This window comes from Myroides indicus, assembly GCF_004364575.1.
Classification (GTDB): domain Bacteria; phylum Bacteroidota; class Bacteroidia; order Flavobacteriales; family Flavobacteriaceae; genus Flavobacterium; species Flavobacterium indicum_A.
In genome coordinates this window covers 72552-87496 of the sequence record NZ_SOAG01000006.1, presented here as the reverse complement: position 1 = coordinate 87496, position 14945 = coordinate 72552, and the positions used below count along the sequence as shown (strand labels likewise).

Genomic DNA, 14945 nt, shown 5'->3' with positions numbered 1-14945 from the left:
AACGGAATTATAAAAAACAGATAATGAAAATACATACCACTAATTATTTTGATACTTTTATTGAAGCGGCAGAAGATACCAAAGCTTCTTGCGGGATAAAGCCGGTTTCTAAAAATGGTAAAAAGACTATTGCTGAAATCCAATATGAATTGTTGATAAACAATCCTTATCAGTTTACTTCAGATGATATATTGTTTCAGGTATTCGCCTGGAAAAACGATTTAACAGCAACAGAATACGAACAAGCGAGACAGCAATTTTTTTCAAAAGGACAACCTTGCCTGAGAACATCCCCCTTGACAAAAAACTATGGTTTTGGTATTCATGCAGACAGTAAAGGGAGAATAGCTATATATGGTGTGGAAACTGAGCAGTACGCGCAATTGCAGAAAGATTCTAACCTGACAAAGGTAAAAGCTATGCGTACGTCCAGAAAATAATAAAGCTATATATAGCTTGAAGGATAATTTTCAGAAGGTTGTGAAAGGGAACTTTAAATAGCCAGTATTTTAAGATTACAAAAAGGGATTTACTAGTAAATCCCTTTTTGTTTTATAAAACTTTAAGTTTAGATAGTTTATCCGGTTGTACTTAATTGAAATAACCTGTATTTTGATCAAAAGTTGCATCAATATCCATAATTGTCTGCGGAATAGGAAATACTCTTCGGTAAGGTTGAGACTCCGGTTTTGCCGATTGACTTAAAGGCAAATCAAATTTTCCGAACCGAACCATTTGAGGTCTTCTTTTAATTTCCCAATACATTTCGTATCCCAATTCTTTGTAAAGAACTTCAGCATCCACAGATGCAATTGCTTTACCCGGAACAGAGCCTTTTAAAGCATCGTGGGTGCGAGTCGTGCGAACCGTATTAATGTCATTGAGTGCCATTCCCGTATCTCCTTTTCTAAAATATGCTTCTGCTCTAAGCATATACATTCCACCTAATCTGTAAATCGGAATATCAACTTCGGAAGAACCATTGTCTCCGTTAGTAGCGTCAAACTCGAATTTAAAACAGCGGGCTCCTCTGTTAATCTGGTCTTGCTTGAATACTGATTCTGAAGGGTTGTCAAAATTAAGATCAGGAGTAAAATCCATCAGGGTTGTCGTACTTTTTTCCATAACCAAAGGTGAAACTTTAATTCTGCCATCTCCTGTCATTTCAAAACTTCCTGAGGATGATAAAACAGGACCATATTGAGGACCGAATTGAATTCCTCTGTTAAAGTGAAACCAAGGTTCAGATGTTCCGGGAGCAATGGAAGTAGCGGGTACTGATACATCGGTTCCGTCATTCATAAACCAGGTACCGTCTTCGTACTGATAGCTTCTTTGAAACCTTGGGTCATCCTGATTGCCATTCCAGCTGTAAAAGAATTCAGGACGAATACAGCTGGCATTCGTTCCGCGGTTTTTTGCTGTAACGCGCTGGTTTCTTTCCATGGTGTTGTATGCCAGATCATTGCTTGAACCCTTGATGTCCGAAACGTGCTGAACCACAGCAAAAATCATTTCTCGGGAAGTATTGTTATCAATTGCAAAGTTGTGAAAATAGTTTTCCTCTAACTGAAATCTTCCTTCGTTAATTAGCAAAGAAGTATAGTAGATAACCTTATCCATATTGGTAGACGTTCCGTCAACTGAAGCTGCATTAAAATCAAATGTTGAACTTGCATTATATCGATCTTTATATACGGCTCTGTTCATATATAGCTCTGCCAGTAAACCATAAGCAGCTTGTTTGGTAAAACGTCCGATATGAGTTTGGTTTTCGCCCAAATCCGGTAATTGGCCGATTAGTTCTTCCACTTCGGAAATCACAAAATCAATATCGCTTTCCGCGGTTAGAACGCGAACCGGTCCGTCTAAATTATCTAAATCCTTATAGGGAGCCTGTCCGTATAAATCTAATAATTGAGCAACGTAGAAATACAGCAATCCCTTTGCTTCAGCCAGGTAAAATTCCTTAGAAGCTCCTTCGCCATTTAATGTAATAGCTTCAATGGCAGTATAAGAACGCGTAACACCATTGGTTAAATCGTTAAAGTTGCCTTGAACCAAATCGCTGTCAGGTGCCCAGGTAAACTCGGCAATTGCTCTCCATTTTCCTGCGTCTCCCCAATCACTTCCTCTGGTCGGTAAGATAGCAACATCGCTGCTCAGTTCTTGCAAGGCAAATAAACCGCCGGTTGATACAAACAGGTTTTGACCTAAGCGCGAATAAGCGGAAGTAAGCGCTGAAATCGGATTAATTTCTGATGAGCCTAAGTTTTCATCTAAAACTTTCTCTTCTAAATCTGTGCAGGCAGCGGCTGTTAAAAGTGTTCCTGCGAGCAGTACTTTATTTACTGTATTGAATATTTTATATTTCATGATTAAAATTTAAGCGTTAGTCCGAATAAAATAGTTTTTGATGTTGGGTAGGAAGTGTAGTCAACTCCTATAGACTGATTTCCTCCTGTAGCTTTATTTGAATTGATTAAAGGATCGTAACCTGAATACCCGGAAATCGTTACTAAGTTTTGTCCGCTCATATAAAGGTTTAAATGATCTAGCCATTGGATGTTTTTTAAGGGAACTGTATATCCTAGACGAACAGAGTTAAGCCGTATAAAATCGGATTTTTCAATGTACAAATCAGAAAATTGCGGAGGATTGCTAATATTTGCACCTGAATCAGCATATTGTGTTGCTATATTTCTGTCTGAGGCAAGGTTATTAATATTTAAAGCGTTTAACATGGTATTATTGGCTAAGAAACCGCCTGTTTGTCCGATAATTGAAAAAGAGAAATCCCAATTTTTATAGTTCATATAGGAGTTGATGCCAAAAGTGAAATCAGGGATAGCGCTTTCTATAATAATCCGGTCGTCCATACTGATTATTCCGTCTCCGTTTACATCTCTGAATACATCTCGTCCGTCTTCATCATAGCCAATGTGATCCAAAGCATAAAAACTTCCCAAGGCATATCCGCTTTTATAAATGTTTGCATTTACGCCGGATTGTCCCGGACCTGAAATTTTACCGGATAAAATTTGTGATACGGGTAGATTTTTAATGGTATTGGATAAAAATGTTCCGTTTACGTCTATATTCCACGAAAAATCTGCTTTATTAATAATATTGGATCCTAACATAAACTCAAAACCTTTATTTACAATTTCTCCGTCTATATTGACCCAAACATCCGGCGTTGGACTTAAAGACATGGAAGGGATATTTAAAATGGCATCAGTAGTTGTTTTATTAAAGTAATCTAACGTTCCGTATAATTTATCATCCCATAAACTAAAATCAACTCCAACGTTGTACTGAGTTACTACTTCCCATTTCAGGTTGGGATTTGGAGTTCTTGAAATTGTAATACCGGGAACTAACTCTCCGTCAGCATTTAAATAATATCCGTCGCTGTATGACTGGGAATAACTTGCCTGGGTAATTTTGTTTTGAACTTCCTGGTTTCCGGTCTGTCCCCAACTTCCTCTGATTTTCAGGTTATTCACAATATCAGAGTCCATTAAAAAGTTTTCTCTGTTTACGTTCCACCCTAATGCAAAGGAAGGAAAATAGCCATACTTGTTATTTTGTCCAAAACGGGTAGATCCGTCAGCTCGTAATGATGCGGTAAATAAGTATTTTCCGTCAAAAGAATAATTGAAGCGTCCGAAATAAGACTGTAATTCATTTTCCTGCGTATATCCGGAAACACCATTGAATTTTCCTTGATATCCGGGATTATCCATAGGTGAAACACCGTCTTCTCTATCTGCTATTTCAATAAAGTTGATCGTATTTCCTGTATTGTGGAAATATTGATAAGAGAAACCTCCTAATACATCAAATTGATGTCGGTCAACAGAAAAATCGTACGTTAAATAATGTTCCAATAAATAGGATTTGCTTTCGACGTTAGATTGGTAATATTGACCGCGCGGAGATCGGTCGGTAATGTTGGGATAAATGGTAGTGTTGCGCTCTGAGTTGCTTAAATCATATCCGAAATTGAATTTATAGTTTAAACCCGGTAAAATTCTGTACCCCAATTCTAAATTAGCCAATGCACGAAGTGTTCTGGTTTCATCTTCATAAATATCCAACAAGTATGCGGGGTTATAATGTGCATTCATATTAAAGTTTGTATACTCTCCGTTTTTGTCAAAAACACTCCACGTAGGATTAGCCATTAAGGTATGAATCATTAATTGCCCGTCAGATCCGCCGTCGTCTGAAGTAGGTACTCCATTTTCTTTTATTTCACTTGCTGTTAAGTTTGCTTTAATCGTCAAACGGTCATCAAAAAACTTTTCCTCTGCATTAAAGCGGGCACTATTCCTGTTAAAATCACTTTTGTTGATAATTCCCTCCTGATTGAGGTTAGAAATCGACACAAAGTAATTTCCTCCTGATTTTGATTTTGTTCCGAAGGATAAGCTGTTGTTTCTTGTAACGGCAGTTCGCAAGATAATATCCTGCCAATCTGTATTTCCTCCGTGATCAAAGGCAGGTTCTGTGATGCGTTTTCTGTATTCGTCTGCAGATAAAACACTCAGTTTTTTAATGACGTTTGAAAAGCCTAATGAGCTGTCAAAAGTGAAAGTAGGCTCTTGTGACGTACCTTTTTTTGTTGTGATGATTACCACTCCGTTTGATCCTCTTGCTCCGTAAATTGCAGCAGCAGAGGCATCTTTTAGTACGGTCATAGATTCAATGTCTGATGCATTTAAAAAGTTTAAAGGGTTTTTAGCGCCTGAAGTTCCAAAACCGACATTACTTCCTTCCGGAGAAACACTTTCATTAGATAAAGGCATTCCGTCTACCACAAATAAAGGAGTAGATCCACTTCGGATAGAACCTATTCCACGAATCGATACATCCACACCGGCTCCCGGTTCTCCGCTTGTCTGAACTACGCGGATACCTGATACTTTTCCCTGTAGTAATTGATCAGGTGAAATATTTACTCCGTCTTTAAATGTACCGGGATCTAACTGAGATATAGCCCCTGTTAAATCACTTCTGTGCTTGTTTCCGTAACCGACTTCAACAACAAGTTCATCCAGCATTTCAGCTCTTGTCTTAAGCACGATGTTTAATGTGTTTTCTGTGATTTCAGATTCGCTTGGTTCGTATCCGATAAATTCAACGATTAAGGTATCGCCGATAGTTGCACGAATCTCAAAATTTCCGTTTTCGTCTGATTGTGCGGTTTGCTGAGTACCTTTAATATAAATTGTAGCAAAAGGAACAGGATTGCCCTGTTCGTCTGTTACTCTTCCTTTGATTAACTCTTCCTTGAAGGATACAGAGGTTTTTTCGGTAATGTGATTTATATTCTGCGGAGTGCCGGCAAAGGCGACAGAAGAGCACAGTATAATTGCGCTGCATACGCCTGACAATTTCCACCGAAAGACAGTTTTTGACAGATGGAAATGAATAGAGTGTTTTTTCATGATTAGTTTTTAATTTCAACACCGCAAAGGAAACCATCTCGTATTAGGTATAGATTAAAGGTGTTTTATAATAACTTAAATAAAGTGAGATTAAAACCATGTCTTGCGAAAAAAATAATAATGAATACATAATGGTTTAAAAACTTTTGTATAACCTGAAGCAAGTTACCTTTAACGAAATTCTACAGTATATGAAAAAAATAATTTTTACTTTATTATTGGGAAGCTCTATAGGGGTTTTCGGGCAAAATATTCCGCTACATAAAATTCAGGTAATAGGGTCTCATAACAGCTATAAAAAAGCAATCGACAGAAAATTGTATGAATATTTGCTACAGGAAGACGAGAATGTCAGTACACTTTATTATGAACATCCTGCTATTGAAACGCAACTGGATTTAGGTTTGCGGAATTTAGAGATTGATATATGGAAAGATGCCGAAGGGAATAAGTATGCCAATCCTTCGGGAGCTGAAATTGCAGGAAAACCTTTTGAATGGACAAAAGAAATGGCAGAGCCCGGGTTTAAGGTATTTCACATGCCTGATATTGATTATCAAACTCATCAGCCCAGTTTTGTCAAACAGCTTCAGGCTTTAAAAGCCTGGTCTGAGCAGAATCCTGATCATGAAACTATTTTTATTACGCTGGAGTTAAAAGATGATAAAAAGGATCCGTCTAGTAAATATCACTTTGAAGATATACAGGAAATTAATAGAATTATTGCAAGAGAATTGACGGATAAACACTTAATTACTCCTCGCGAATTAAAAAGAACGAAGAACTTTGTTCAGTGGCCAACCATTGATGCCTCTTGCGGGAAATTTGTTTGGATTATTGATAATACAGATTATCGGCTAAAACTATTTGATAAAATAGCATTGGAAGAGAGTTCTGTTTTTTTAAATGTTCCTTTTGAGCATCCCAAATCAGGATGTATGATTATAAATAATCCGTATGATGATAACATTCCTGAATATGCAGATAAAGGTGTCATTATAAGAACCCGGGCGGATGACAGCACAAAACAAGCCCGAAATAATGATTATACAACATTTGAACAGGCAAAAAAATCAAAGGCTCAAATTATTACTACGGATTACTACGTTCCAAGCAAATTGTTTCCTTCAACATACAAGGTGATTTTTGATGATAATTCTTATGTTAGAATATTGCCATAAAATTCAAGAAATAAAATAAAACAGCTGTCTCAAAGTCCTCACTTCTGCCAAGAACTTGTTTGAGCTTCTTTAAAACATTGATCAATAGTGTATAAGATTCTGAAATGAATTCAGGATGATAAGTTCTGCTGGTTTTGAGACAGTTTCTTTTAGCGGATATATTCTCTGGTTATTCAGTGTATGGCAATTATCACTGCCAGATTAAACAATGGCTAATTTCCTTCAATCTTTAAGTATTGAGTTGGAATACTGTTTAGGTACATCTGATAAATGAGAAGAACCAATTTATCTAAATTGCTTTGAGACTCGGATGCAGAAATCGCCTGACTCCATTCCTGGTATAACTTAAGCCTGTTTTGATCTATTTCTTTAATGCCGATATCATTTCCGTTTCGGATGAGGTACAAATCAAAAACAATAGTCTTAAAATCAAGGTTATTTATAACTTTCAGGCTATTTGATGATAGTTTTGACTTTAAATCAGAATCCATAATCTCCCTTAAATTAATGGCATTTTTATAGATATCCCATTTTTTATCAGCAAAATCAGTATTTAAGAATCGGTGTTCACTTAAATATTTTAAATGGCTTTTTGTTAGTTCATAATAATTGTCTGCTTTAAAAAAATCACTGAAATCACTTTCATTTGCTACTTTTTTATAAAGATCAAATAAAGTGTTATAACCTTTTACCTCCCGTAATTCAATAGTTTTTATATGGTATTCTCTTTTTTCAATTGCTACAATTTTATAAGCAGGAGGATATGCGGCTAAAGAAGGAACCTGTATATTCCACAATATGTTTTCTCCTTTTTTTAAAAATCCATGCTGATTAATATGCATATGACCTGCAAAATGAATTGGTAGCCCTGTATTTCGAAATGAAATTTGAGTTTCTTCTGTGGGTACGCGATTTAATTGAAATTGATTTTCTCCTAGTAAATTTTCTAATGCTAAAGTTTGTGCGTTATTGAATTCCAAAATAGGGTAATGCCCGAAAGCAAGCAGTTTTTTATTTCTTTTTTTAGCTTCTGACACAATCATTTTAATCCAATCAAGCAAGTATTGCCTCTCTTTAATAAAATGATATCCGTCGCTGATATTTTTGAATTTACTTTCAGCTAGTTTGTTGTACATATTGCCGTCAATAGACAAAATCCACAAATCTTTAACGGGCTCAACCAAGTAAGTCAGATCCGTATATTCTGTTCCTTTTACTTCATATTTTCGATGAGTAAGGATAAATGTGTCTGTACTATATTGATACGTCTCATAGTCAAATACATGAAAAGGCGTGGTGTAAAACAAATCTGACGGATGGGGTTCCAAGCTATAGTTTTTAAGAAGAGGATACATAGATTCGTATCCTAGTTCTCTCATTGGTTCATAAACGATATCTTTTTTATTTTTTAGTAATTCAGCTGAAGAATAGACACCTATTATTTGTCCTTGCTGAGTTATAAAATCTGTTTTTCCTCCTTCCTGATCTATTGGGTTTACAGCTTCATGGTTTCCGTTTGTTATAAAGAAACGCATACCATACCGATCTGAATATTCGCTTAATAATCGGTCAGTCGCTGTGACGTTTAAAAACTGTCCGTCATCCGTATAATCGCCGCTGATAATTACCAGTTTTACATTTTGTGCTGCTAAATCGGATAGGGCTTGCCTGAAGGCAAAATAGTTTTCATTAAACAGACGTGTTGAACTCATCTGACTTTCCAAGGATCGAACCAATTCGTATGTGTTGGCTTTTGAGTTGTAAAACGGCATTAAAGTTTCAGTTGTATCAATGGGGTAAATATCATGTAAGTGGGGATCAGATAAAACTCCTATTTTAAGTGGCTGCTGTGCCCATGCAATTGAGCAGCAGTACAAAATAATTGTAAAAAAGATACTTTTCATCAGTTATAAAATCTTTTTGAATTTATGCGGTAAATGGTTAGTGATGATAATAATTCTTAAAGACTACATATTAATATTTGGTTGATAAAAGTATAAAGAGTTTTTTGTTTGAAAACATCATAACAATTTATTTAAAATAAAGATAACTTTAGCTCTTAGCTGATATAAAATAAAATTAATTGTAATATATTTTGTTACAATTAAAAAAACTATTATCTTTGCTCTTAATTATGAACAACACAAGATTTGCGACGCTTATACATATTTTGACGCTTTTAGCAAAAAATCCAGATCAATTGCTGAGCTCGGATTGGATTGCAGAAAGTATTCAAATCAATCCTGTGATTGTCAGGAAAGAGCTGTCTGTTTTGCAGCAATTGGGGTGGGTTATCAGTAAAAAGGGAAAAGAGGGTGGATCAATGTTAAGTGCGTCCAGTTGCGAAATTTCGCTGGCTGATATCTATATCGCTGTCAAAAATTCAAACGTTCTGGGTAAGAAAAATAATTGTTACGATACCCAATGTCCGATAGGAAAAGATATCAATAAAAAATTAGAAAGGCTGTTTGAAGAAACGGATAGTATTGTTATCAATTCTCTCCAAAACAGAACATTAAAAAATTTTGTAGAGCAATTCGATTAATTTTTTTAAATATAAATGTAACAACTTTTATTACAAAATATATAAAATATGAAAATAGGAATTACAGGAACTACCGGACAATTAGGACGTTTGGTAGTAGAAAAGATGAAACAACGCGTAAATTCAGACAATTTAGTAGCTTTGGTTCGTTCACCAGAAAAAGCTGCTGATTTAGGTATTGATGCCAGACCTTTTGATTATGATAATCCCGAGGCTATTTTACAGGGATTAAACGGTATTGACAATCTTTTATTAATTTCGGGTAGTGAAATAGGTCAGCGGAAAACACAGCATAAAAATATTATTGAGGCTGCTCAAAAAGCAGGTGTAAAATGGATTGTGTACACAAGTCTGCTTCACGCAGATACTTCTTCATTGAGTTTGGCAAAAGAACATATTGAGACTGAAAAAATGTTAAAAGATTCAGGTATCCCATATACCATTCTAAGAAACGGATGGTATACAGAAAACTATATGGGATCTGTTTCCGGAGCTTTACAAGCCGGCGTACTTATAGGCAGTGCAGGAGATGGAAAAATTTCTTCAGCCGCCAGAGAAGATTTTGCCGAAGCAGCGGCTGTAGTATTGACCAGTGACAAACAAATTGGAAAAGTTTATGAATTAGCAGGTGATGAATCTTATACGTTAAAAGATTTGGCTGCAGAAATTTCCAAACAAACCGGAAAAAAGATTCCTTACAACAATTTATCTGAAGACGAACATGTAGAAATACTGAACAAACAAGGACTTCCGGAAGGCTTAGCTCAAATGCTTGCGGGTTTTGATGCCGGAACATCCCACAATGATTTGTTTGATGATGGTAAAGAGCTTTCCCGTTTGATAGGCAGACCAACTATTTCTTTGGCGGAAGCGGTCAGAAGAACACTGAGTTAATATCTGTTTTTACATTTAATTAAAAGAAGATTCACCATATAAAAAACATACAGTAGTTTAATAATAATTTAAGGAAGACGAAATAATTTGATAGATTGAACCTTCCTATTTATAAATAAAAAGATAAAAATATGAAAATAGAAATTTGGAGTGATGTAATGTGTCCGTTTTGCTATATAGGCAAGCGAAATTTTGAAAAAGCATTGGAACAGTTTGCAGACAAAGAACATATTGAAGTAGTTTGGAAAAGTTTTCAGCTAGATGCTTCAATACCTGAAATAGCCAATGAAAGTCAGGAAGAATATCTTGTGAGAAGAAAGGGAATGAGTCAAAATCAGGTTAAAGATATGCTGAAAAATGTTAGCCAAATGGCAGAACAGGCGGGGCTACATTATAACTTAGATCAAGCTGTAATGGTTAATTCAAGAAAGGCGCATCACTTCATTCAGTTTGCCAAAACTAAAAATTTAGCTAACGAAGCAGAAGAACGATTGTTTCAAGCATTTTTTATTGAAGGAGAAAATATTGCAGATATCGAAACCTTACTTCGGATAGGCAAAGATATCGGATTAGATGAAAAAGAGCTCAGTTCTGTCTTTACCGATAGGAAATATACTGATTTAATGAATAAGGATATTCAGGAAGCTCAACACATAGGCGTAAACGGGGTGCCTTTCTTTGTTTTTGACAGAAAATATGCCGTTTCAGGAGCACAGCCTCCACAGGCGTTTTTAGAAACCATAACCCAGTCTTTTGCTGAATGGAGAAAGCTGAATCCCGAAGTAAAGTTAGAGATTAAACAAGGACAAAGTTGTAGTACAGACGGGACTTGCGATTAAGTCCAATCAAATGAAAATAAAGGTGGCGGAAAGGTTTTATAGTAGTTTACCTTTCTTCTGGATTTTCTTTTTAACAATATTTGAGATCAGCATATTTAACTATATGCTGATTTTTTGTACATTGTATTGTCTTTAAAATACAGTTTTATGGATTTAAAATCAAACGAACCTTTTTGGCTGGTCAAAAATGGAATTATCCAAAGTTATCCGTCGTTGCGTGAAGATTTGAGTTGTGACGTTCTCGTTGTAGGAGGAGGCATTACGGGTAGTTTGATTGCCCATCAATGTATGGAAGATGGTTATAAAACTGTCTTAATTGACAAAAGAGAAATTGCTAACGGGAGTTCTTCGGCCACTACTTCTATGCTCCAATATGAAATAGATACACCGCTTTATAAGTTAATAGACATGATAGGCGAGGATGGAGCGATATCCAGTTATAAAGCGTGTTCCGAAGCAATTGATGAATTACAGGAAATATGCCAAAAAATTAAATCAGAAGCAGGATTTAAAAAGAAAAAATCACTCTATTTTGCTGCCCTTAAAAAAGATGTGAAAAATCTGAAGAAAGAGTTGCATGCCCGGCAAAAAGCTGGATTTGAAGTAGAATGGATGGAAGCTGATGAAATTTCAAAGCAATATCAATTGGATAAAACTTACGGAGGTATATTGTCTGATCAAGGTGCGAGTATAGATGCTTTTGCTCTTGTTCATGAGATTTTGAACTATAATATTAAAAGAGGGTTGCGGGTTTTTGATAAAAGCAAATTGGTAAAAGTACGCCACGGAAATCCATTTAATGAGATTGATCTGCAAACAGGAGCTGTTTTAAAAGCCCGAAAAATAGTGTATTGCGTAGGGTATGAAAGTGCTTTGATGATTAAAGAAAAATTTGTCAATTTAATCAGCACCTACGCTATGGTATCCGAAGTTGAATCAAAATTAAGTAAACTATATGATGATTTGTTGATATGGAATACTTCTGACCCCTATATTTATTTGCGAACTACAGACGACGGACGCTTTTTAATTGGCGGTGAAGACGAAGAATTTCGAAATCCTCAAAAAAGAGATCGACTAATTGGTAAAAAAGAAAAGAGGTTGCTTAAATCCTTTGAAAAACATTTGCCCAATATCCCTTTTTATTCAGATTTTGCCTGGGCAGGAACATTTGGAGAAACAAAAGACGGATTGCCATATATTGGCGAACACAAAGGTTTTAAAAATAGTTATTTTGTTTTAGGATTTGGAGGTAATGGTATAACTTTTTCGGTTGCAGGCATGAAAATGGTGTCTGATTGGATGAATGGAGAAATACACCCGCTGAGTGAATGGTTTCGATTTGGAAGATAGAATACAGAATTACAGGTTGCAGTTATGATGCAGTATAAATTTTACCTGTTATCGCTTTCTTCTTCTTTCCCATCAGCTATCATTTCGTCAACTTCTTTCATTTCACCTTTTTCTAAATGCTTTACTTCCTCCTCTTGTTGATCAGACTTCATATCGATGTGGAAAGTACAGCCAATAGGGAAATGATCAGAGCCTATCGAAGGATAAATAAAGAGCTTGTCAATGAATACTTCCGGACTGTGAAATAACAAATCCAAGGGGACTCTGAAAAACCAATAATCAGCGTGAAAAGTGGACAGGATTCCTCTTCCTATGCGAGCATCAATCAATCGACTTGTTTTTTTGAAAAGAACAGATGATTTAGCCCATGCCACATTGTTAAAATCGCCTGTAACCACTACCGGCAGACGATAGTCTCTTACTTTTTTAGCCACACTGAGCAAGTCGCCATCCCGCTCTTTGGAGTTATCTTCTTCCGTAGGGCTTGGCGGTGGAGGATGGACACCAAAAAATATAAATTTGTGTCCATCTCTTGTTTTTAATTCAGCCTCTATACTGGGCAAGTCTTCTGCTACAAAATAATGCGTTTGAATGCGGTTTACTTTTAATTTGGTGTAAAAGTGCATTCCATATGTGTTTTCAAGCGTTACTTTTTCATAATTTGGGTAGTCCTTTTCTAATACACGCATTGCTTGCTCCCAATTCTTATTACTTTCCATGGTTAGAAAAATATCGGGTTGCTCCTGACGAATAAGTTGTATAAAACGATGGTACTCCTTATTAAATTGATAAATATTACACGAAATAATCTTTATTTTGTCTGAAACATTGTTTGTAGTAGGATATTTTGTCGTTTTCCAAAATTTGGTATAGCGCATAAGTAGGTAGATATGATAACCAATCAACCCCAGTTGAGTTATTTGCAGATACCACAGCCACTGATGTTTTCTTACATAAAAAAGTGTTACTGTAAAAACAATGATTTGCAGAATCAGAAGCTGTAGTTTGATGAATTCTGCCACTCTGAAAACCCAATGTTGGTTTTGTATAAACGGCAAGGCGCTTAAGATAATCAACAAAGAAGAAACAACTATTAGGACAGTAATCATATTGCTGTATACTAAATTAAGAAATAGAAAAATACAAAAAAAAGTTTTAATATGAACTTTATATACTATCTTTTTGTAAATATATATTCGGATGACGATGATTACCAGATAAATAGTTTACAAGATATTTGTTTTTTAGATTTATTAAAATACTTTTGTTTATTGCAATACTATTAAAACAACTATATTATGAATTACATATTCTATTCTCCTCTAAGATCTATTCTGTTCGTATTTGCTTGTTTGATGTCGATTACATTGTCGGCTCAAAATGGCAAAAAGAATGAAAAAGCCGTAATTAAAACTGCTCTATATTGCGAACATTGTCTTGAATGTGAGTCTTGTGGGAAAAAATTCAACAAAGAACTGTATAAGATAAAGGGAATGAGACAGTTTGAAGTTAATCAGGAAGAAAATACAATTACAGTATTTTATAATGGACAAAAAACAGATTTAAATACCATAAGAATCTATATCTCTAAATTAGGATTTGATGCTGACGATGTAAAAGCAGATCCGGTTGCTTATGAACAATTGGACGATTGTTGCAAAAAATAATTCTGTATGTCTCAGCTATTTAAACATCATTTAGAAAAATTTATCCGTATTGAAGACTCAGAGTATGATGAGGTACTAAATAATTTTAGTGAAAAACTTATTGCTAAAAGGGAAAATCTGATGGAAGAGGTCAGGTTTGTAAATACCATTATTTTGTACTGAATGGTTTGCTTCGGAAATTTTTTATCAATGAAAAGGGTACTGAGCAAACAACAGAGTTTGAAATAGAAAATTGGTGGTTGACAGATAATCAGGAAAAACTTGTGAATAAGTTTCCAGTGATGGAACGCTATTTTCGGTTTGTTTATCAGCGAGCGTATGCGGCCTCTCAAATGCGGATAAAGTATCTTTTTTCATTATCTAAGGAAGAATTTTATTTTAGCTAATACTTATCCGGCATTTGTGCAGCGTGTGTCTCAATATCTTATTGCTTCTTTTTTGGTATTTACTCCCGAATATTTGAGTGAAATAAAGAAAAAATATTTTTCTTAAACCAGTTTAATATTTTTTAAACTGTTGTTCTTGATTTTTGCATTATCATTTTAAAATATAGAAAAATGCAAAATCGAATCAACATTAACTCCGTATAACCCAATGCTGGGACTTGAAGCTTATCTTTCTCAGACTTCTATTTCAAAAGCACTGAAAGAGTTTATTAAAATCCGTTCATCACAAATCAATGGATGTGCTTATTGTATTGATATACATACGAAAGATGCTTTGAAAAACGAAGAAACAAATCAGCGAATTTTTTTGTTGATGGTATGGCGGGAAACGGATACTGTTTTTACAGGAGAAGAAAAAATATTACTTGCCATTACGGAAGAAGTTACATTGATTCATAAAAATGGATTGACCGATGAAACTTACGAACAGGCTCTTAAATTTTTTACCGAAAATCAAATAGCACAGATCGTGATGGCCGTAATTGTAATTAATGCCTGGAATCGGATTGCGATAAGTGGTCACTTTTAGCCAACGAAAAATTTTGTATAACAGAAAATACAATA

The 14945-nt window shown here is 35.2% G+C and carries 13 protein-coding genes; 9 read left to right on the top strand and 4 right to left on the bottom strand.

The window, feature by feature from the left end:
• Positions 1-23 precede the first annotated feature (23 nt).
• A complete protein-coding gene (locus tag C8P70_RS03920) occupies positions 24-440 on the top strand; it encodes a DUF6157 family protein (RefSeq protein ID WP_133712033.1) in 417 nt (138 codons plus the stop codon).
• A 151-nt stretch (positions 441-591) separates the two neighbouring features.
• On the opposite strand, the gene C8P70_RS03915 is transcribed toward C8P70_RS03920, so the two are convergent.
• Both C8P70_RS03915 and C8P70_RS03910 read right to left on the bottom strand, forming a co-directional pair.
• Entirely contained in the window at positions 592-2376 is a 1785-nt protein-coding gene (locus tag C8P70_RS03915) for a RagB/SusD family nutrient uptake outer membrane protein (RefSeq protein ID WP_133712032.1), read from the bottom strand.
• A 2-nt stretch (positions 2377-2378) separates the two neighbouring features.
• On the bottom strand, positions 2379-5456 hold the full coding sequence (locus C8P70_RS03910; protein ID WP_133712031.1) for a SusC/RagA family TonB-linked outer membrane protein: 3078 nt from the start codon (positions 5454-5456) through the stop codon (positions 2379-2381).
• A gap of 191 nt (positions 5457-5647) precedes the next feature.
• On the opposite strand from C8P70_RS03910, the gene C8P70_RS03905 reads away from it, so the two are divergent.
• On the top strand, positions 5648-6637 hold the full coding sequence (locus C8P70_RS03905; RefSeq protein ID WP_133712030.1) for a Ca2+-dependent phosphoinositide-specific phospholipase C: 990 nt from the start codon (positions 5648-5650) through the stop codon (positions 6635-6637).
• 212 nt (positions 6638-6849) lie between these two features.
• Here C8P70_RS03905 and C8P70_RS03900 read toward each other — a convergent pair whose 3' ends face one another.
• Positions 6850-8541, bottom strand: a complete 1692-nt coding sequence (locus C8P70_RS03900) for a metallophosphoesterase (protein ID WP_133712029.1) — start codon at positions 8539-8541, stop codon at positions 6850-6852.
• Positions 8542-8771: 230 nt separating this feature from the next.
• On the opposite strand from C8P70_RS03900, the gene C8P70_RS03895 reads away from it, so the two are divergent.
• From C8P70_RS03895 to C8P70_RS03880, 4 genes are all read left to right on the top strand, one after another.
• The gene (locus C8P70_RS03895; RefSeq protein ID WP_133712028.1) at positions 8772-9182 is read left to right on the top strand and encodes an Rrf2 family transcriptional regulator; all 411 of its coding nucleotides are present in this window, start codon (positions 8772-8774) and stop codon (positions 9180-9182) included.
• Positions 9183-9230: 48 nt separating this feature from the next.
• Positions 9231-10076 carry an SDR family oxidoreductase gene (locus C8P70_RS03890; protein WP_133712027.1) on the top strand — a complete coding sequence of 282 codons (846 nt, stop codon included), beginning with the start codon at positions 9231-9233 and terminating at the stop codon, positions 10074-10076.
• Between the two features lie 131 nt (positions 10077-10207).
• Positions 10208-10915, top strand: a complete 708-nt coding sequence (locus tag C8P70_RS03885) for a DsbA family oxidoreductase (RefSeq protein WP_133712026.1) — start codon at positions 10208-10210, stop codon at positions 10913-10915.
• A 147-nt stretch (positions 10916-11062) separates the two neighbouring features.
• On the top strand, positions 11063-12268 hold the full coding sequence (locus C8P70_RS03880; protein ID WP_133712025.1) for an NAD(P)/FAD-dependent oxidoreductase: 1206 nt from the start codon (positions 11063-11065) through the stop codon (positions 12266-12268).
• A gap of 41 nt (positions 12269-12309) precedes the next feature.
• Here the strand turns inward: C8P70_RS03880 and C8P70_RS03875 are convergent, their stop codons facing one another.
• Positions 12310-13377, bottom strand: coding sequence for an endonuclease/exonuclease/phosphatase family protein (locus C8P70_RS03875; RefSeq protein WP_133712024.1), 1068 nt, complete (start codon positions 13375-13377; stop codon positions 12310-12312).
• Positions 13378-13566: 189 nt separating this feature from the next.
• Here C8P70_RS03875 and C8P70_RS03870 point away from each other — a divergent pair, with 189 nt between their 5' ends.
• The 3 genes from C8P70_RS03870 to C8P70_RS03860 all read left to right on the top strand — a co-directional run bounded on the left by C8P70_RS03870 (position 13567) and on the right by C8P70_RS03860 (position 14910).
• Positions 13567-13935, top strand: coding sequence for a heavy-metal-associated domain-containing protein (locus tag C8P70_RS03870; RefSeq protein WP_133712023.1), 369 nt, complete (start codon positions 13567-13569; stop codon positions 13933-13935).
• Between the two features lie 6 nt (positions 13936-13941).
• Positions 13942-14097: a hypothetical protein gene (locus C8P70_RS14305; protein ID WP_166666169.1), complete on the top strand. Its 156-nt coding sequence runs from the start codon at positions 13942-13944 to the stop codon at positions 14095-14097.
• Positions 14098-14529: 432 nt separating this feature from the next.
• The gene (locus C8P70_RS03860) at positions 14530-14910 is read left to right on the top strand and encodes a carboxymuconolactone decarboxylase family protein (RefSeq protein WP_133712022.1); all 381 of its coding nucleotides are present in this window, start codon (positions 14530-14532) and stop codon (positions 14908-14910) included.
• Positions 14911-14945 lie beyond the last annotated feature (35 nt).